General features: G+C 67.6%; 19 protein-coding genes. 9 read left to right on the forward strand and 10 right to left on the reverse strand.

Going from position 1 to position 18,817, the window contains the following annotated elements; translation table 11 throughout:
* Nucleotide 1 precedes the first annotated feature (1 nt).
* The gene (locus U6958_RS11555; RefSeq protein ID WP_016449239.1) at nt 2-550 is read right to left on the reverse strand and encodes a DUF2975 domain-containing protein; all 549 of its coding nucleotides are present in this window, start codon (nt 548-550) and stop codon (nt 2-4) included.
* Nucleotides 551-607: 57 nt separating this feature from the next.
* On the opposite strand from U6958_RS11555, the gene ybaK reads away from it, so the two are divergent.
* The 7 genes from ybaK (at nt 608) to U6958_RS11590 (ending at nt 9,530) form a co-directional block, all read left to right on the forward strand.
* Nucleotides 608-1,102: a Cys-tRNA(Pro) deacylase gene (ybaK, locus tag U6958_RS11560; protein ID WP_012206589.1), complete on the forward strand. Its 495-nt coding sequence runs from the start codon at nt 608-610 to the stop codon at nt 1,100-1,102.
* 168 nt (nt 1,103-1,270) lie between these two features.
* Entirely contained in the window at nt 1,271-1,951 is a 681-nt protein-coding gene (gene plsY / locus U6958_RS11565) for a glycerol-3-phosphate 1-O-acyltransferase PlsY (RefSeq protein WP_016451416.1), read from the forward strand.
* Nucleotides 1,952-2,049: 98 nt separating this feature from the next.
* Nucleotides 2,050-3,582, forward strand: a complete 1,533-nt coding sequence (locus U6958_RS11570) for a DUF4178 domain-containing protein (RefSeq protein WP_016449241.1) — start codon at nt 2,050-2,052, stop codon at nt 3,580-3,582.
* 18 nt (nt 3,583-3,600) lie between these two features.
* Entirely contained in the window at nt 3,601-3,819 is a 219-nt protein-coding gene (locus tag U6958_RS11575) for a DUF350 domain-containing protein (protein ID WP_016449242.1), read from the forward strand.
* Nucleotides 3,820-4,005: 186 nt separating this feature from the next.
* The gene (locus tag U6958_RS11580) at nt 4,006-6,159 is read left to right on the forward strand and encodes a TonB-dependent siderophore receptor (protein ID WP_074921428.1); all 2,154 of its coding nucleotides are present in this window, start codon (nt 4,006-4,008) and stop codon (nt 6,157-6,159) included.
* Between the two features lie 87 nt (nt 6,160-6,246).
* Nucleotides 6,247-7,791 carry a polyamine aminopropyltransferase gene (locus U6958_RS11585; RefSeq protein ID WP_016449244.1) on the forward strand — a complete coding sequence of 515 codons (1,545 nt, stop codon included), beginning with the start codon at nt 6,247-6,249 and terminating at the stop codon, nt 7,789-7,791.
* Nucleotides 7,770-9,530 (forward strand): FAD-dependent oxidoreductase, encoded by a 1,761-nt coding sequence (locus tag U6958_RS11590; protein WP_074921429.1) that lies wholly within the window; start codon nt 7,770-7,772, stop codon nt 9,528-9,530. Before U6958_RS11585 ends, U6958_RS11590 begins: the two co-directional genes overlap by 22 nt.
* A 45-nt stretch (nt 9,531-9,575) precedes the next feature.
* Here the strand turns inward: U6958_RS11590 and U6958_RS11595 are convergent, their stop codons facing one another.
* From U6958_RS11595 to U6958_RS11605, 3 genes are read right to left on the reverse strand one after another with little or no spacing between them, the layout of a single operon-like run.
* Entirely contained in the window at nt 9,576-10,565 is a 990-nt protein-coding gene (locus U6958_RS11595) for an HD-GYP domain-containing protein (RefSeq protein WP_016451420.1), read from the reverse strand.
* A gap of 40 nt (nt 10,566-10,605) precedes the next feature.
* Nucleotides 10,606-11,271, reverse strand: a complete 666-nt coding sequence (locus U6958_RS11600; protein ID WP_016449247.1) for a TIGR02281 family clan AA aspartic protease — start codon at nt 11,269-11,271, stop codon at nt 10,606-10,608.
* A 36-nt stretch (nt 11,272-11,307) separates the two neighbouring features.
* Nucleotides 11,308-11,793: a YajQ family cyclic di-GMP-binding protein gene (locus tag U6958_RS11605; RefSeq protein WP_012206580.1), complete on the reverse strand. Its 486-nt coding sequence runs from the start codon at nt 11,791-11,793 to the stop codon at nt 11,308-11,310.
* A 104-nt stretch (nt 11,794-11,897) separates the two neighbouring features.
* Here U6958_RS11605 and murB point away from each other — a divergent pair, with 104 nt between their 5' ends.
* Nucleotides 11,898-12,998 carry a UDP-N-acetylmuramate dehydrogenase gene (gene murB / locus U6958_RS11610; RefSeq protein WP_016449248.1) on the forward strand — a complete coding sequence of 367 codons (1,101 nt, stop codon included), beginning with the start codon at nt 11,898-11,900 and terminating at the stop codon, nt 12,996-12,998.
* Between the two features lie 102 nt (nt 12,999-13,100).
* On the opposite strand, the gene U6958_RS11615 is transcribed toward murB, so the two are convergent.
* Nucleotides 13,101-13,463, reverse strand: a complete 363-nt coding sequence (locus U6958_RS11615) for an SPW repeat protein (protein WP_016451422.1) — start codon at nt 13,461-13,463, stop codon at nt 13,101-13,103.
* A gap of 98 nt (nt 13,464-13,561) precedes the next feature.
* Nucleotides 13,562-14,431 carry an MBL fold metallo-hydrolase gene (locus tag U6958_RS11620; protein ID WP_074921430.1) on the reverse strand — a complete coding sequence of 290 codons (870 nt, stop codon included), beginning with the start codon at nt 14,429-14,431 and terminating at the stop codon, nt 13,562-13,564.
* 138 nt (nt 14,432-14,569) lie between these two features.
* On the opposite strand from U6958_RS11620, the gene U6958_RS11625 reads away from it, so the two are divergent.
* On the forward strand, nt 14,570-15,469 hold the full coding sequence (locus U6958_RS11625; protein WP_074921431.1) for a LysR family transcriptional regulator: 900 nt from the start codon (nt 14,570-14,572) through the stop codon (nt 15,467-15,469).
* Between the two features lie 201 nt (nt 15,470-15,670).
* Here U6958_RS11625 and argG read toward each other — a convergent pair whose 3' ends face one another.
* The 4 genes from argG to U6958_RS11645 form a co-directional block, all read right to left on the reverse strand.
* Nucleotides 15,671-17,005 carry an argininosuccinate synthase gene (gene argG / locus U6958_RS11630; RefSeq protein ID WP_016449252.1) on the reverse strand — a complete coding sequence of 445 codons (1,335 nt, stop codon included), beginning with the start codon at nt 17,003-17,005 and terminating at the stop codon, nt 15,671-15,673.
* Nucleotides 17,006-17,125: 120 nt separating this feature from the next.
* On the reverse strand, nt 17,126-17,443 hold the full coding sequence (locus U6958_RS11635) for a pyrimidine/purine nucleoside phosphorylase (RefSeq protein ID WP_016449253.1): 318 nt from the start codon (nt 17,441-17,443) through the stop codon (nt 17,126-17,128).
* 123 nt (nt 17,444-17,566) lie between these two features.
* Nucleotides 17,567-18,307 carry a glycine zipper 2TM domain-containing protein gene (locus U6958_RS11640; protein ID WP_074921432.1) on the reverse strand — a complete coding sequence of 247 codons (741 nt, stop codon included), beginning with the start codon at nt 18,305-18,307 and terminating at the stop codon, nt 17,567-17,569.
* Between the two features lie 127 nt (nt 18,308-18,434).
* On the reverse strand, nt 18,435-18,812 hold the full coding sequence (locus U6958_RS11645; protein WP_016449255.1) for an ArsC family reductase: 378 nt from the start codon (nt 18,810-18,812) through the stop codon (nt 18,435-18,437).
* Nucleotides 18,813-18,817: the final 5 nt, after the last annotated feature.

Consider the following 18,817-nt stretch of genomic DNA (forward strand, 5'->3'; position numbering starts at 1 on the left):
CTCAGACGAAGCCCGCGTTCTCGTCGGCGATGCGCCGCGCCTGCAGCATCACATGGGCGATGGAGACCAGCACCACGCCGAGCAGGACCAGCAGGCCATCGTGCCAGTACAGGCCCAGCGTGACGAAGCGCTGCCCTGGCGGATTGCCCATGCTGGCGGCCACCGACATCAGCGCGCGCGTGAAGGGCAGGGCCAGCGCGCCCGCCAGCACCGTCCAGGCAAAGCGCATCAGGGCGTGCTGCGCCTGCTGGCCGAAGACACGGCCCTGCAGGTACTCGCCGAACAGTGTCCACAGCTGGCGCAGCGCATACAGGCCGCAGCCCACGGGCAGCAGGCTGACCAGTGCGGTGCGCCAGCGCGCAGCCATGTCCAGCGGCTGGCCGGGCGGCATGCCCAGCAGGCCTTGCGCCTGGCCCGAAAGATCTTGCGGCGACAGCAGGGCGGCTGCCGGCAGGGCCAGCAGCGCGACGGCACCGAGCGCAATCAGGATGCGCGCCGCCTGGGAGTGGCGCCTGAGGGCGTTGCCTGCGGCGTGGGGCGTATAGTTCATGGCACAGCCTTGTATTGATGAATCGATAAAAAATTATTGTAAAACGATAAAAAATTCATGTCCAAGAAAAACTCTCATGTCAGCGAGACACCGGCCACCCAACTGCTGCGCGCCCACAAGGTGGAGTTCACCGAGCACCCCTATGAGTACCTGGAACACGGCGGCACCGAGCACAGCGCGGCCAGCCTGGGGCTGGACGAGCACATGGTGGTCAAGACCCTGGTGATGCAGGACCAGGACGCCAGGCCGCTGATCGTGCTCATGCACGGCGACTGCAAGGTCTCCACCAAGAACCTGGCGCGGCAGATCGGCGCCAAGAGCGTGGAGCCCTGCAAGCCCGAAGTCGCCAACCGCCACAGCGGCTACCTGGTCGGCGGCACCTCGCCCTTCGGCACGCGCCGCGACATGCCGGTCTATATCGAAGAGAGCATCCTGGCGCTGCCGCGCATCGCCATCAACGGCGGGCGCCGGGGCTTTCTGGTGCAGCTGGACCCGCAGGTCTGCGTGCAGCTGCTGGATGCACGGCCCGTGCACTGCGCGCTGGCAGAATAGATGCCCTGAAGAAATGAACACGACTTGCGCACACGGGAAGGCGGCCGCCGCCTCCACCGGGTTCGCGCAGGTCCTGATGAAAAACATGTGTCGGCGATCAGGGAGGGCGGGCCATCAGGGCCGGCCGGATCGCGCGCCGGCGCTCCACAGACCGGCCAAGGATTTCAATTGAACGCGCTCTACCCCCTTCTCGCCACCGTGGCGGCCTATCTGATCGGCTCGCTGTCGTTCGCCGTCATCGTCAGCCGGGCCATGGGCCTGAATGATCCGCGTACCTATGGCAGCGGCAACCCCGGCGCCACCAATGTGCTGCGCTCCGGCAGCAAGGCGGCAGCGGCCGTCACCCTGCTGCTGGACGCCGCCAAGGGCTGGCTGCCCGTGGCCCTGGTGCAATGGTTCGGCAGCCGCTTCGGCATGGGCGATGGCACGGTGGCCATGGTGGCGCTGGCTGCCTTCCTGGGCCACCTGTACCCGGTGTTCTTCCGCTTCAAGGGCGGCAAGGGCGTGGCCACGGCCCTGGGCGTGCTGCTGGGCATCAGCGTCTGGCTGGGCCTGGCGGTGGCGCTGACCTGGCTGATCATTGCCGTGTTCTTCCGCTATTCCTCGCTGGCGGCCCTGGTGGCCTCCGTGTTCGCCCCCGTCTACTACCTGCTGTGCAGTGGCGTGGTCTGGTATGCCGAGACACCGATTGCCGCCGCCATCGTCGCCATGGCGGCCCTGCTGATCTGGCGCCACCGCGAGAACATCCAGCGCCTGATGGCCGGCAAGGAATCCAGGCTGGGCAGCAAGAAGGCCGACCCGGCAGCCGCCGCTGCCAAGCCCGGCACGGCCAAAGGCAAGCCGCATTGACCGTCGCCGCCGCGCTGCGCACCACGGGCGCAGCTTGCGTGCGGGGCGTGGCCGGCCGGTCACGCTCCAGGCCCTCTCTTCACTGACGACTCTCTCACATGGCATCCAGTCCATCGCAGCGCGTGTACCGCGCACCATGCCCCGGCTGCGGCGCGCCCGTGGAATTTGCCAGCGCCCAGGCCAGCTATGCCGTCTGCGAGTTCTGCCGCAGCACCGTGGTGCGCCAGGGCGATGTGCTGCAGCGCCGTGGCTCCATGGCCGAGGTCTTCGAGGACTACAGCCCCCTGCGCATCGGCGCCACGGGCCAGATGCTGCGCAACGGCAAGCCCGAGCACTTCACCCTGGTCGGGCGGCTGCAGCTCAAGAGCGAGGCGGGCGCCTGGAGCGAATGGGTGGCCGCGTTCAGCGATGGCGCGCTGGGCTTCCTGAGCGAGGACAACGGCCAGTTCGTCTGGTCCTGGCCCTGGGAGGCCGAGGCCCTGCGCAACGGGCCGTTCAAGGCCTCCGACTGGCTGCTGGGTTCGCAGCGTGTGCTGGGCGGCAAGAGCTTCACGGTCAGCAGCGTGCAGAACGCGCGGCTGGTATCGGCCCAGGGCGAGCTGGCGCAGCTGCCCGAGCCCGGCACACCGTACCGGCTGGTGGAGCTGCGCAGCGAGCAGGGCCAGGTGCTGTCCGTGGACTTCTCCGTCCAGCCGCCCGCGCTGAGCCTGGGCGAGCGCGTGGTGCTGGACGACCTCAGGATGCAGGGGCTGCGCGACGGCGCCTCGCTCAAGGGTGAGCAGGGCCGGCACTTCAACTGCCCAAAGTGCGGCGCTGTGGTGCCCGTGCGCTTTTCCACCACCAAGAGCCTGAGCTGCCCCAGCTGCGGGTCGCTGGTGGACCTGAGCCAGGGCATTGGCAAGGAATTGGCCTATGCGGAACAGAACGAGCCCGTGCGCCCGGCCATCCCGCTGGGCAGCAAGGGTGTGCTGGAAGGCCAGCAATGGCAGGTGGTGGGCTTTCAGCACCGCATGGGCCAGGAGCCTGGCGACGACGAGAGCTTTGGCTGGGAGGAGTACCTGCTGTTCAACCAGAAGGCCGGCTTCGCATTCCTGGTCGATTCCTCCGATGGCTGGAGCATGGCCCGCGTGACCACGGGCGTGCCCAAGCTCTCCAAGAACCGCAGCACGGCCAAGTACATGGGCCGGCAGTACCAGCTTGAATCGCGCTACACGGCCGAGACCACCTACGCCCTGGGCGAGTTCTACTGGCCCGTGCAGCGCGGCCAGACCACGCGCAATGTGGACTATGTGAGCGCAGGCGCGCAGAACAAGGCCTTCCTGGCCAGCGAGACCGAGAGCGGCGAGACCACCTGGTCGCATGGCAGCGCCGTCTCGGCCACCACGCTGGCAATGGCCTTCGGCCTCAAGCAGTTGCGTGACCGCTCGCAGGTCGGTGTGATGTCGGGCAGCCGCTTCGGGCTGTGGACCATCATCATCGGGCTGCTCATCCTCTGGCTGGTGTTCGTCACCTTGCGCGGCTGCGCATCGCGCCCCAACTGCGACCCCAATACCGACGCCAACTGCAACAGCTACACCCGCAGCAGCGGCGGCTCCTGGGGTGGCTACACCTCGGGCGGCAGCCACAAGTAAACAACGGAGAAACTGATCATGAACTTCGACTGGCTCAACCCCGCCGCCTTCTTCGGCTCGATCCTCTATGCGCTGGTAGGCGTGGTGGTGTTCTGGCTGTGCTTCTTCATCATCGACAAGATCACACCCGTGGACATGTGGGCCGAGATCGTCGAGAAGCACAACAAGGCGCTGGCCATGGTGGTGGCCGCCATGTGCCTGGGCATCAGCATCATCGTCGCGGCCGCCATCCACTGAACGGGCCGCCTGGCCCCCGCATTCCCCATCTCCTGCCGACACGCAGCCCGCCTGAAAAGGTGCGGCTGCGCTGCGCATGGCGGCGTTGCTGCGTCGCAACAAATTCCTTGTTGATAGTGAGTTTGCAAATGATATTCGTTTGCATTCTAAATAAAATCGCCCCCTTCATTCGAAGAGAGGGTTTCCATGACAGACCATCAAGCTGCCCGCAGGGCAAGGCTTTCAGTGGGTGTGACCGCTGGCATCATCACCACCGCGCTGGCGGGCGCGGTCCATGCCCAGGAGGCCGCCCCAGCCGTTCCAGCCGATCCGGCCCAGGCACAGACGCAGACGCAGCCTCAACAGGCCCACACCCTGCCTACGCTGCAGGTCAACGCCTCCCAGTACGACCCTGACGACGTGCGGCCCGAAGGCGTGACCACGGCGACCAAGACCTACCTGGCGCCCAAGGACATCCCGCAGACCATCGACACGCTGGAGGTCAACAAGTACAAGAACTACGGCATCAACGACCTGGCCACCATGCTGGACGGCGTTCCCGGCGTGAACACCAGCTACGACATGCGCGGCGAAGGCGTGTACATCCGAGGCTTCAAGGCCGACGAGAGCGACATCTACCGCGACGGCGTGCGCGAGAGCGGCCAGGTGCGCCGCAGCACCGCCAATGTGGAGCGCATCGAGATCCTCAAGGGCCCGGCCTCGGTGCTCTATGGCCGCAGCGCAGGCGGCGGCGTGGTCAACATGGTGAGCAAGCAGGCGCGTTTCGATGCCAAGAGCAGCATCACGCTGCGCGGCGGCTCCTGGGACAACGTGGGCGGCACCATCGACATCAACCGCGTGCTCAACGAGAACGTGGCCGTGCGACTGACGGCCGACCGCGAGCAGGCCCACAGCTTCCGCGAAGGCATACGCAACCGCAACGAGATGGTCTCGCCCAGCATCCTGGTGGACTCGCGCACGGGCTGGCGCTGGACCGGCCAGTACACCTATGACAACGTCTGGCGCGTGCCCGATCGCGGCCCGGTCTACGACCAGCTGCCGGCCGGTGTCTCCATCCGCAAGGGCTTTGCGGCGCCGGGCGACTATGTGGAAGACCGCCTGCGCGTGCTGCGCTCCGACCTGTCCTACGACTTCAACAACCGCTGGAGTCTGCGCTGGGTGGCCAGCAAGCGCGAGGCCAGCCAGGATTTCGACCACTACTTCGCCGGCACCTATCGTGCCGCCACCGGCAAGATCACGCCCAACTACGCCTGGCAGCAGACCCGCAACACCACGCTGTCCAACACGCTGGACCTGACGGGCAAGTTCAGCACGGGCAGCATCAAGCACGACCTGCTGGTGGGCCTGGAGGCCAGCGAGGAAGAGCGCGCGCCGCGCGTCGGCCAGCCCGGCAGCACCTTCGCCTATGACCCGTTGCAGCCCATCGTCTGGCCTAGCCGTCCGGCGCAGGGCAAGCCGACCCAGGACAACTATCACAAGGGCAAGGGCCAGGCGCTGTACATGCAGGACCTGGTCAGCCTGACCGAGCAGTGGAAGCTGCTGCTGGGCCTGCGCTACGACAGCTATGACTTCCAGAGCACCAACAAGATCGCCAACCTCACGCGCAAGACCGACGGCAACGGCTTCAGCCCGCGCGTGGGCGTGGTGTGGCAGCCGGTGCGCGAGCACAGCTTCTATGCGTCCTGGAACAAGAGCTATTCGCCCTATGGCGGCCGCGGCATCCTGACCGTGGAAACCGCCGTGGGCGCGGTGCCGGACGACGAACCCCAGTACTCGCGCCAGTCCGAGGTCGGCGTCAAGAGCGACTGGCTGGGCGGCGCGCTGTCCACCCAGGTGTCCGTCTACCAGCTGGAGAAGTACAACATCCGCTACCGCCCCGATCCCGAGAATGATCCCTACACCTGGGCCATCCGGGGCAAGGACCGTTCGCGCGGCATCGAGTTCAGCGCGGCCGGCCGCGTGGCCGGTTCCTGGTATGTGCGCGGCGGCGTGGCCTTCATGCAGGCCAAGGTGGCTGAAGACGCGCAAAACCCCGCCAACGTGGGCCTGTACCTGCGTGACACGGCCAAGCGCAACGGCAACCTGTTCCTGCGCTATGCGCCCAAGGGACCCTGGTATGGCGAAGTCGGCGTGACCTACACGGGCAGCCGCTTCACCAACGCCGCCAACACGGCCATCCTGCCCGGCTACTCGCGCTGGGATGCGCTGGTGGGCTGGCGCCAGGACGCCTGGACCGTGACCGTGGCCCTGTCCAACCTGTTCGACAAGCAGTACTGGCGCTCCGGCTCCATGCCGGGCGCACCGCGCAGCGTGCTGGTCAGCGCCAACTACCAGTTCTGACGGAACCCCCAGGAGGCGCGCGGCGCCTTCTCCCGTTGCACGGCGCCTCTCGCGCACACGGGGGGCGCATCGCGCACAATACCGGCCGTGCAAACCTCAGCCTCTCTTGCCGGCGCGCAGCCGGCGCGCCCCATCGACATCGCCCTGCTGGTCAGCGTTTTCGTGATCGCGGCCTGCGGCCTGCTCTATGAGTTGGCTGCGGGCGCGCTGGCTTCCTATCTGCTGGGCGACTCGGTCCTGCAGTTCTCCACCATCATCGGCAGCTACCTGTTCGCCATGGGCATAGGCTCCTGGCTGTCGCGCTATTTCGAGGACCACCTGCCTGCGCACTTTCTGCGCATCGAGCTGATGGTGGCCCTGGTCGGCGGTGCGTTGCCGGCCACGCTGTTCATTGCCAATGCCTACGCGCCCGGCGCGTTCCGGTTCCTGCTGTACGGCATGGTGCTGGTGGTGGGAACGCTGGTGGGGCTGGAGATTCCGCTGGTGATGCGCATCCTCAAGCGCAATGTGACGCTCAAGGACCTGGTGTCCCAGGTGCTGACCTTCGACTACCTGGGGGCGCTGGCCGTGTCGCTGGCATTTCCGCTGCTGCTGGTGCCCAAGCTGGGCCTGGTGCGCACGGGGCTGCTGTTCGGCTTCATGAATGCGGCGGTGGCGGTGTGGGCGCTGCTGCTGTTTCGGCATGAACTGCGGCGCCCGCGCGCCCATGCCCTGGCCTGCGCGGCCGTGCTGGCCCTGCTGGGCACGGGCATCTGGGGAGCCGACCATCTGACGCGCCTGGCCGACGACCATTTCTACCAGGACCGCATCGTGCTCTCCAGCAGCTCGCCCTACCAGCGCATCGTGGTGACGCAGGGACGCCAGGGCGCGCGGCTGTACCTCAATGGCAACCTGCAGTTCGCGCAAGGCGACGAGTACCGCTACCACGAGGCCCTGGTCCATCCCGTGATGGCCGCGCATGGCGCGCCCAAGCGCGTGGCCGTGCTGGGCGGCGGCGACGGCATGGCCGTGCGCGAGGTGCTCAAGTACCCCTCGGTGGAGTCGGTCACGCTGGTGGAACTGGACCCGGCCATGACCGACCTGTTCAAGGACAACGCCATGCTGCGCCGGCTCAACGGCGATGCGCTCAGCGATGCGCGCGTGCGCATCGTCAACACCGATGCCTTCCACTGGCTGCAGCAGGGCGGAGACACCTTCGACGTGGTCATCGTCGATTTCCCCGACCCGACCAATTTCGCCATCGGCAAGCTGTTCACCAACAGCTTCTATGCCTTGCTGGACAAGCGCCTGGCCGCCAGCGGCTACGCCGTGGTGCAGACCACGTCGCCCCTGATCGCGCGCAAGAGCTACTGGACCGTGGTGCAGACCATCGAATCCATCGGCCTGCAGGCCACGCCCTACCACGCCCATGTGCCCAGCTTTGGCGAGTGGGGCTTCGTCATCGCCAGCCACCGGCCCTGGCGCGAGCCCGATGCACTGCCTGCGGGCCTGCGCTTTCTGAGCGCGCAGACCATGGCGCTGATGTTCGACTTTCCGCTGGACATGGCGCGTGTGCCGGCCGAGGTCAACCGCCTGTCCAACCAGGTGCTGGTCAATACCTACGAACGCGAATGGGGCAGGGTGGAGCGTTGAGCCCCGACCGCCCGTCTTTGTGGAGCCGGCGCCAATGGCTGCAGGGCCTGGCCGGCGGTGCGGCCGCAGGCCTGGCCGGCTGCACGCCAACGCCGCCTCGTCTGGAAGACCTGCCTGGTGGCTTCAGCGGCGTGGCGCTGGAGCGCGGCCATGCCTTGCGCGCGTTCTGGCAGCGATTGGGCCAGGGCCTGGCGCTGCCGGCGCCGGCCGTGGTGCACCGTGCCAACGTGGTGATCGCCGGTGGCGGCATGGCGGGCCTGGCGGCTGCGCGGGCGCTGGAGCTGTCGGGGGTGCAGGGTGTGGCACTGCTGGACACGCAGCCGGCCATGGGCGGAAACAGCCAGGGCGGCAGCATGTCCGGGCTGGCCTGTCCTTTGGGCGCCCACTATCTGCCCTTGCCTGGCGACGATGCATCCGAGGTCCAGGACTGGCTCGAGGCCCTGGGCCTGCGCCAGCGCCGCGCGGGCCGCTGGCAGTACGACGAGCGCCATCTGTGCCACAGCCCGCAGGAGCGCCTGTTCTGGCAGGGCGCCTGGCATGAGGGCCTGCTGCCCGTCGATGGCGTGGCGCCGCGCACGCTGGAGCAGTACGAACTCTTTGCGCGCAGCGTGGCCCAGGAGATGGACAGGGCGCCCTTTGCCATGCCGTCCATCCGCGTCTGGCAGCGCCAGGGCCGGCTGCCCGCCGCCCATGCCGCGCTGGACGGCCAGACCATGCAGGCCTGGCTGGCCAGCCAGGGCATCGATGATGCGCAGCTGATCTGGTATCTGGAGTACTGCTGCCGCGACGATTTCGGCGCGGGCCTGGCGCGGGTGTCGGCCTGGGCGGGCCTGCACTATTTCGCCAGCCGCCACGGCTTCTCGGCCCCGCGCCGCCAGGATGAGCGCACGCCCGAAGACGCGGGTGATGCCGTGCTGACCTGGCCCCAGGGCAATGGCTGGCTGTCGCAGCAACTGGTGGCCGGGCTGGGCTCCACCGACCTGCAGACCGATTGCAGCGTGCTATCCATTGCCGAGAGTGCCGATGGCGTGGAGATCGACGTCTACCACCACGGTCGCCAGCAGCACGAGCGCTGGCTGGCCGCGCGCTGCATCGTGGCCCTGCCCAGCTTCATCGCGGCACGCGTGGTGCGCGATGCGCCGGACTTCCTGCGCGCGGTGGCGGGCCGGCTGGACTGGGCGCCCTGGCTGGTGGCCAACATCCATCTGCAGCGGCCGCTGGCTGACCGGCCCGGCGCCGATCCGGCCTGGGACAACGTGCTGTTTGCCGATCCGAATGCGGGCGGCCTGGGCTACGTGGACGCGGGCCACCAGGGCCTGGACCGGCTCACGCCCCGGCCCACGGTGCTCAGCTACTACCAGGCGCTGGGCGACTGGCCTGACGGGCGCGCCCAACTGCTGGGCCAGCCCTTCGGCTTCTGGCGGGACCGCATCGTCGGCAGCCTGCTCGTTCCCCATCCCGACCTGCTGCACAAGGCCACGCGCATGGAGATCACGCGCTACGGCCACGCCATGGCCATACCCCGGCCCGGTGACCAGCAGCTGCTCAGCCAGGTGGCGCTGCAGTCGCACCACCGGGGGCGCAGCGCGCTGTGCGCCGGCGAGCGCGTGGCCCTGCTGCCCACGCCGGGCACGCGCCGCCTGTGGTTCGCACATTCCGACTGGGCCGGCTACTCGGTACTGGAGGAGGCCTTCACGCGTGGCCACCATGCGGGCCTGTGGGCTGGCGCGCGGACCTGACACGGGCCGCGGCGCCGGTGTCGCGCGCTTCAGGCGCCAGATCGGTCAGACAGGCCCGGGCATCTGCACCATGCGGTACAGCGACTGGCTGCCGCGTGCGGCCAGCACGCCCAGCTGGGCCAGCGTGCGCGGGTCCAGCTCCAGCGTGATGGCGGCGCGCGCCAGTGCCGAGCGGATGCGGGGGCCGTCCTCGCCTTCATGGATGACGGGCGGGTAGAGGCTGGCGCCGTCGGCGCCGATCACGCTGGCCACCAGCGGCGGCTGCGGCGGCTCGCCACGGCGCAGCACCACGGCGATGTCACCGTTGTCCAGCCGCACATAGGTGCCCGGCGGGCACAGGCCCACGGCGCGCACCAGCGCGAAGCCCACCTCGTCGGAGTAGCGCTGCTGCTGGGTGAGCGCGCGCAGCGACTCGGCGGCGCTGCGGCCTTCGCGTGACTTGCGCGGGCTGATCAGGGCGGCGTAGCGGTCCACCGTGCCCAGGATGCGGACCAGCCGCTGCACGGGCGCCAGCGTGGACAGCGGCTGCTGCGGCACGGCCTCGTGGTGGTGGCCCACCAGCTCCAGCCACAGCGCATCGTTGACGAACAGCCGCGCCAGCAGGGCCTGGCTGTGCAGCGGGTGGCGCTGCACGGCCTGCTGCTGGGCGGGGGTCAGCGGCTCGCGCTGCAGCGCCAGTTCGTCCTGCAGCGCGTTCATGCCGATGTTCATGGTCAGTGCGCCATACACCAGGGTGCGGTGTTCGGACTCGTCCAGGCGCAGCTCGCGCGCCAGCACATGGCACAGGCAGGCGCAGACCAGGGCATGGGAGGCGCTGTAGCCCACGGTGGACGAGCAGGCGCGCTGGAACATCAGGTACAGCGCGGCATCGCTGTCGTGGGCGATCAGCTCCTGCAGCCACAGGTCGATCTGCTGCAGCTTGACCAGGAAGCCCTGCACCTGCAGCGGCGCGGACAGCAGCACGGACAGTGCGGCCTCCAGGTCGGACCACAGGCCCAGCAGGTCTTCGTAGGAATCGTCGGGGCGTCGGCTCATCGTTGGCGGGGTGCGGGAAGCGGGGCGCATGCAGGCCGCATCAGCGCCGCTCCAGCACCATCTCGCTGCCCTGGCGGGTCATCTGGACGTGGGCAAGAAAGCTGTTGCCTAGCAGCACATAGGGCATGGGAAGAGGGGCGACCACGGCGTCCACACCGAAGACCTCGACATCGCCCACGCGCACCGAATCCAGCCGCAGGCGCCAGCCCTGGGCATCGCCGTTGGCGGTGCGCATCATCACCGGCTGGCCCTTGAGAAAGGGCAGGCCCATGCGTTCGGCGTCGGACCGGCCGATGGCGACCGAGCTGGCGCCCGTGTCCACCATGTAGACCATGGTCTTGCCATTGATCTGGCCGCGTTCGATGAAGTGCCCCCGGTTGTCGGCCTTGAGCACCACGCGCCGGCCGAGCGCAGGATCGCCCGCCGCCGCGCCCCGGCCGCCCAGGCTGATGGGCGCCTCGCCCAGGCGCAATGTCTGGCGGCGGCCCTTGATTTCCACCTCGGCCGTGTCGCCCGATACCTGCAGCACGCGCACATCCTGCAGGCTGTCGCCCGCCGCCAGCGCGCGCGGCGTGCCGCCGTCTATGACCAGCAAGGCCTTGCTGCCCAGCACGCCGCTGAGCGCCACGGACTGCGCCGTCGCCGATGGTGGAGCCAGCGCGGCCGCTGCGGCCAGGCTCAGAAGTACGGCACGTAGGTGGCGCATGGGGTGGCTTGTGGCGCAGAGGCGGGTGCCAGGCGATCAGTCGCGGAAGTTGTTGAAGGACAGGGGATGGTCGGCCAGGTCCTTGCGGATCAGGGCCATGGCGGCCTGCAGGTCGTCGCGCTTGGCGCCGGTGACGCGCACGGCGTCGCCCTGGATGGCGGCCTGCACCTTGAGCTTGCTGTCCTTGATCAGCTTTTGCAGCTTCTTGCCCAGCTCGGCCTCGATGCCGTTCTTGACCTTGATGGTCTGCTTGAGCTTGTCGCCGCCGATCTTCTGGGCCTTCTGGATGTCCAGGAAGCGCACGTCCACGCTGCGCTTGGTCAGCTTGTTGCGCAGGATGTCCTCGACCTGCTGCAGCTGGAAGTCGGCATCGCCGAACAGCGTGATTTCCTTGTCCTTGAGCTCGATGGCGGCCGAGGTGCCCTTGAAGTCGAAGCGTGTGCCGATTTCCTTGGCGGTGTTCTCCACGGCGTTCTTCACTTCGACGAAGTCGGCTTCGCACACGGTGTCAAAAGAAGGCATGGCAAATATTTCCTGTAAATGTTCTGAAAAAGTACCGCAGCGCGCGGCCGGGCGATGCGGGCGCGGGGCCGGCGGCGCAGGGAGGCGGTGCGACAATCCGGTCGATGTTAGTCGAGAAAAATGTTCCGCTGCAGCATTGCAACAGCTTCGGCATCGCCGCCCGTGCCCACACCCTGGTGCGCGTGCGCAGCGACGAGGACGTGCGCCATTTCCTGGCCGATCCGCTGTGGGGCCGCCAGCCCGTGTTCGTGCTGGGCGGCGGCAGCAATGTGGTGATCACGGGCGACGTCGATCCCGTGGTCCTCAAGATGGAGATAGCGGGCATGCGCCTGCTGCGCGAGACCGATCGCCACTGGATCGTCGAGGCCGGTGCCGGCGAACGCTGGCACGACCTGGTGGCCTGGACCCTGTCGCAGGGCTACGGCGGCCTGGAGAACATGGCGCTGATTCCCGGCACCGTGGGCGCATCGCCGGTGCAGAACATCGGCGCCTACGGATTGGAGCTGCAGGACCGGTTCGAGTCGCTGGATGCCATCGATCTGGCCACGGGGGAGTCCTTCACGCTGGATGCCGCGCAATGCGCCTTCGGCTACCGCGACTCGGTGTTCAAGCATGCGCCGGCCGAGCCCACGCCCGTGGCGCGTGCGCGCATGAGCGGCGTGCCGCCGCGCGGCATGGGCCTCAAGGGCCGCGCCGTGATCACGCGCGTGCGCCTGGCCCTGCCCAAGGACTGGAAGCCCGGCCTGGGCTACCTGGACCTGCAGCGCCGCCAGGCCGAGGCGGGCGTGGCCGAGCCCACGGCCCGCCAGATCTTCGACTGGGTGTGCGAGATCCGCCGCGCCAAGCTGCCCGATCCGGAGCACATCGGCAACGCGGGCAGCTTCTTCAAGAACCCGACGGTGACGCCCGAGCAGTGTGCCGACATCATTGCGCGCGAGCCCCGCATCGTGCACTACCCCATGGACGACGGTTCCATCAAGCTGGCCGCCGGCTGGCTGATCGATGCCTGCGGCTGGAAGGGCAAGTCCATGGGCCGCGCCGGGGTGTATGACAAGCAGGCCCTGGTGCTGGTCAACCGGGGCGACCGGCACAGCGTGGACAGCAGCGTCACGGGCGGCGAGGTCATGACGCTGGCCGGAGCGATACAGACCAGCGTCTACGAGCGATTCGGCATCCGCCTGGAGCCCGAGCCCGTCGTGGTCTGAGCGGCCTTGGGCGGTCCTTGGGCGGTTCTTGAGGGGCACGGCGGCAAAAAAAACAGCGGCCCGCAGGGCATTGCCGCCTGCGGGCCGCTGCGCATCAGCGCCTCAGTGGGCGGAGTGACTGCGCCAGTCCATATAGTCCTTGTCGGTCATCAGCACCCACAGCGCGAGCACCAGCACCACGATGCCCGACACCACGGCATTGCGCATGGCGTCCATCTGGCCGGCAAAGCCCAGCACCCAGGGCGAGATCACCATCCACAGACCCAGCAGGCCTTCGGTCCATTCCTCCCACGCGCGGGGCATGAAGATGGCTCCCAGCGCAGCGGCAATCAGCGCCAGTCCGATGACCACGCCGTTGGCCGTGGGCGCCATCTGGTCCTGGAACCCCAGCACCCAGGGCGAGACTGCCAACCAGACTCCCAGCAGGACGTTGAGCGGGTCCTGCCAATGCTTCATGTATTTCATGGCTGCACCTCCTGCCGCCACGACGAATGAGGGCGGCAGCTGGTTGGATCAAGGGCGCAGCATGCAGGTTCCATGAGGATTTTTGCGAAAGTGCATGCTTACCATGGCATCTCGCCCTTGTTCACCTTGGCGCCGATGTCCAGCGACAGCGCCATGCCGGCCTGCGGGTAGGCCTGCTTCATGGCACCGATCAGCTCGGCGCTGTTGCCCGCCTTGGCGGCGGCGGCCTCGAAACGCTGGAGATAGTCGCGTGTATAGGCGATGGCGCTGGCGTTCATGGCCGTGCCGGCCTGCATGTGGCCGGGCACGACGACAGCGGGCTTGAGGGCCTGCATCTCGTCCAGTTGCGCCAGCCAGGCCTTGCGCTCGGCGCTCTTTTGCGTGTCCGCCGTCCAGACATGCAGGTTGCCGAACACGCCCACGTTGCCGACGATGGCCTGCAGCGCAGGCACCCAGACATAGGGGCGGTGGGCCAGCGGGCCGGTGGTGCCGCGCAGCTCCAGCGCCTGGCCGTCCACCATCACCGTATTGCCTTGCAGGGCCTCGGGCAGCACGGGATGGCTGGGGGCGTTGGCGCCCATCTTGGGGCCCCAGAAGGCCAGCTTGCCCTGCAGCTTGGACTCGATCTTCTCGCGCACGGCCGGCGTGGCCACCACCTTGGCCTGCGGGAACAGGCTCTTGAGCACTTCGGCGCCGAAGTAGTAGTCGGGGTCGGCATTGCTGATGAGGATGGTGGTCAGCTGCTTGCCGCTGTCCAGCACATTGGCGGCAATGCGCAGGCCGTCGGCGCGGGTGAAGCCGCTGTCCACGACCACGGCCTCCTTGGCGCCGGTGATCAGGGTGGAGGTCACGGCAAAGCTGTGTTCGTCGGCCTGGTAGACCTTCATCTGCAGCGGGGCGGGCGCCTGGGCGTGGGACAGGCCGGCCGACAGGGCCAGGGTGAGCGAAAGCAAGGTGGTGCGAAGCATGTCGATTTCCTTTGAAAAAAGCACAATACAGAAAGCGGGTGGCAGCGCCGTGCTGCCATGGGTGGTACTTTAGTTTTTGAAATCGAGCAGATAAACGGCAGAATATGCGCTTGTTTGTTGCAGAAATCGAGCATATCCATGGACCGATTGCTGGCGATGCAGGTGTTTGCCACGGTGGCCGAATGCGGCAGCTTCACGGCGGCGGCCGAGCGGCTGGACCTGTCGCGCGCCATGGCCACGCGCCATGTGGAGTCGCTGGAGCAGTGGCTGGGCGCGCGCCTGCTGCACCGCACCACGCGCCGTGTCTCGCTTACCGATGCCGGTGCGCAGTGCCTGCGCTACAGCCAGCAGATGCTGGCCCTGGCCGATGAGGTGCAAGGCGAGATGCGCGCCAGCGACAGCCAGTTGCGCGGCCTGCTGCGCGTGACCTGCAGCATGTCCTTCGGCCATGCGCAGATGGCGCCGGCCATTGCGCAGTTCATGCGGCTGCACCCGCACCTCAAGATCGACCTGCTGGTGGACGACGGCGCGCTGGACCTGGTGCAGCAGCGCATCGACCTGGCCATACGCATCAGCGCCGATCCGGGCGCCGCACTCATCGGCCGGCCGCTGGCCGTCTGCGAATCGGTGCTGGTGGCCTCGACCGCCTATCTGGATGCGGCTGGCCGGCCGAAGGCACCGGCCCAGCTGCAGGCGCACCGCTGCCTGGGACACATGCGCGTGGGGCGCAATGTCTGGCAATTGACTCGCCGTGACGATGAAAGCGATGAGCAGCAGATCGCCGTCACCACCTGGTTCAACGCCAACGAAGCCACCGTGCTGGCCGCCGCTGCCGTCGAAGGCGCCGGCATTGCCTTGCAGCCAACCTACCTGGTCCAGCCCATGCTGCAAAACGGCCAGCTGGAGCTGGTGCTGCCCGACTGGCGCCCGCAGCCGCTGACCGTGCATGCGCTGTACAGCTCGCGCCGCCATCTGCCGGTGGCCGTGCGGGCGCTGCTGGATTTTCTCGTGCAGCGTTTCGAGGGCGCGCACTGGTAGCAGGGGCGTAAAAAAGCCGCCTTGCGGCGGCTTGTGGGATGCAAGTGTGCGATTTTCTGGCCCATGGCGTCGCGTGCTTGGCGGGCGCGTCCCATGCCAGGGACGCCGAGCAAGGGCCGCCCCGCAGCGAGGGCGTCGTCCCCCTCCCTCGCGAAGCGAGTAGAGAGGGGGAAGCGGCGTCAGCCGCTCAGGGGGTGTAGGTCATTCCTTGCCGCCCAATTGGGGCAGGGCGGTGCTGGTGCCCAGGGACAGCAGGCCGGCCTTGGCGTAGATGGCCAGCTTGTCGCGGGTGTCCATCAGGTCCAGGTTGCGCATGGTCAGCTGGCCGATGCGGTCGGCGGGGCTGAAGGGCGCGTCCTCGACCTTTTCCATCGACAGGCGCTCGGGCGCGTAGGTCAGGTTGGGCGATTCGGTGTTCAGGATGGAGTAGTCATTGCCGCGGCGCAGCTCCAGCGTCACGGTGCCGGTCACGGCGCGGGCCACCCAGCGCTGGGCGGTTTCGCGCAGCATGATGGCCTGCGGGTCGAACCAGCGGCCCTGGTACAGCAGGCGGCCCAGGCGCAGGCCGTTGATGCGGTACTGCTCGATGGTGTCCTCGTTGTGGATGCCGGTCACCAGGCGCTCGTAGGCGATGTGCAGCAGGGCCATGCCGGGGGCCTCGTAGATGCCGCGGCTCTTGGCTTCGATGATGCGGTTCTCGATCTGGTCGCTCATGCCCAGGCCGTGGCGGCCACCGATGCGGTTGGCTTCCAGGAACAGCTCCACGGGATCGGCGATTTCCTTGCCATTGAGGGCCACGGGGCGGCCTTCTTCGAAGGTCACCGACACTTCCTCGGCCTTGACCTCGACCTCGGGCTTCCAGAACGCCACGCCCATGATGGGGTTGACGATGCGGATGCCGCTGTTCAGGAACTCCAGGTCCTTGGCCTCGTGCGTGGCGCCCAGCATGTTGCTGTCGGTCGAGTAGGCCTTCTCGGCGCTCATCTTGTAGCCGAAGCCCTCCTTGGTCATGAAGGCCGACATCTCGGCGCGGCCGCCCAGCTCGTCGATGAAGGTCTGGTCCAGCCAGGGCTTGTAGATCTTCAGAGCGGGGTTGGTCAGCAGGCCGTAGCGGTAGAAGCGCTCGATGTCGTTGCCCTTGAAGGTCGAGCCGTCACCCCAGATGTTGACGTCGTCTTCCTTCATGGCGGCCACCAGCATGGTGCCGGTCACGGCACGGCCCAGGGGCGTGGTGTTGAAATAGGTGATGCCGCCCGTGGAGATGTGGAAGGCGCCGGCCTGGATGGCGGCAATGCCTTCGCCGGCCAGCTGCGCGCGGCAGTCGATCAGGCGGGCCTGCTCGGCGCCGTACTCCATGGCCTTGCGGGGGATTTCGTCGTAGTCGGCCTCGTCGGGCTGGCCCAGGTTGGCCGTGTAGGCGTAGGGCAGGGCGCCCTTGTTCTTCATCCAGCGCAGGGCGGCGCTGGTGTCCAGGCCGCCCGAGAAGGCGATGCCGACCTTTTGGCCGACGGGGACGTTTTGCAGGATGGTTTCCATACGATGCTTCTCTCAATAACGATGGCGGCTGGCGTGCGGGACGCGGCTGCCGGAAAACACGGAAGGCGCCTGGGCGCCGTCAGGTCGAATGCGTCGGTCTGCCCAGGCGCTCAGGCGCTCTTAGGCGTAGTGGCAGATGTAGTGATAGGCCTCGGTCACGCGGATGTCGAACTTGGAGTTCGCAGGCACCTGGAAGGACTCGCCGGCCTTGGAGGTCAGCCACTGGTCCGTGCCGTCGAGCTTGTACTCGCAGGAGCCGGCCACGCATTCCATGATCTCGGCGGCGGCCGTGCCGAAAGTCAGCTGGCTGGGCAGCACCACGCCCGCAGACTTCTTCGTGCCATCGGCCAGCGTGAAGCCATGGCTGATGCATTTGCCGTCGAAATAGACATTGGCCTTGGTGGTCAGGGTGATGCCAGAGATGGTTTCGGTGGTCATGGAAGCTGGGCAGAGGGTGGACTAAACCGCCCATTTTAGGCCAGCACCCGGCCGCTGCCCGTACGTGCTGGCCGCCGCCATGCAAAAAGCCCCTTGTCGGGGCTTTGCATGCGCAGGTCCGTCTCAGCGGCGCCAGCCATGACGGTAGCCGCCGCGCCAGCCGTGATAGCTGGGGCGCGAGGCGTAGTACACGCCGGCAGCAAGGGCTGCTCCAATCACCACGGGAGCCACATAGTCACCGGCCGAATACACGGGCTGCACAGGCTGGGGGGCGTAGTAGTCACCGCCGTCGTAGTAGTTGTTCTGGTAGACCACGGGCGGCGGCACGGGTGCGGTGGAGTACGCGGCCTGGGGCGGCTGGTTGGTGCCGTAGTAGCCGTTGCTGCCATAGGCCGCGCTGTTGGCGGCGGGCTGCACGCTCAGCGCGATCCAGTCCCCGGGCGGCGTGGTGGTACGCGTCGTGTAGTTGCGGCCTGCGTACTCGTAGACCACGTCATAGGCCACGGCGCGGTTCTGGTAGTAGGTCTGGGTGGTGCAGTTGCGCACCGTCTGGTACTGGGGCTGGCCCGTGGCCTCGGCCTGGTTGCCCAGCATAGCGCCGCCGATCACGCCGGCCGCCGTGGCGGCCGCGCGTCCGCCGCCATGGCCGATGGCATTGCCGACCACGCCGCCCGCCAGGGCACCCAGAACGGCGCCCGCGCCCGAGGTGCGCTGGCCGGTATAGACGTTTTCATCGCGGCAGACCTGCTGGGGCACGGCCACCTGCTGGGTCACCGGGGTCACCGACAGCACCCGGCCTTGCTCCTGGGCCAGGGCCACGGTGGCGGTCGTGGCCGCCAGCGTCAAAAGAACCAGGGATTTCATGATTGCACTCCTGTTGCGCTGGCGGTATTTCCTGCCAGGCTCCATGCAAGTGTATTCCTCGGGCCTGGAAAGCAGTTTGCGGTCGCGTAAATCCACGTAATAAGCTGTTCCAGGCCTGATGGCAGAGTCAGCGCTTGCCCCCGTGGGCCATCTCTGCCCAGGCGTCGGGCGCAAAACCCACGGTGATGCGTCCCTGCGGCCATTGGACGACCGGGCGCTTGATGACGCTGGGCTGCTGCTGCATGAGGGCTGCGGCACCGGCCGCATCCTGGGCGGCGGCCTGGGTGTCGGCATCGAGCTTGCGCCACGTCGTGCCTTGGCGGTTGAGCAGCTTTTCCCAGCCGACAGCCTGCATCCAGGCGGGCAACTGCTCGGCGGGAACACCCTGTTTCTTGAAGTCGTGGAATTCGTAGGCGATGCCCTGGTCGGTGAGCCAGGCGCGGGCCTTCTTGACGGTGTCGCAGTTGGGAATGCCGTAGAGCGTCACAGTGTTTGCAGTGGTCATGATTG

It is taken from the genome of Delftia lacustris, assembly GCF_040267515.1.
Lineage (GTDB): Bacteria > Pseudomonadota > Gammaproteobacteria > Burkholderiales > Burkholderiaceae_C > Comamonas > Comamonas tsuruhatensis.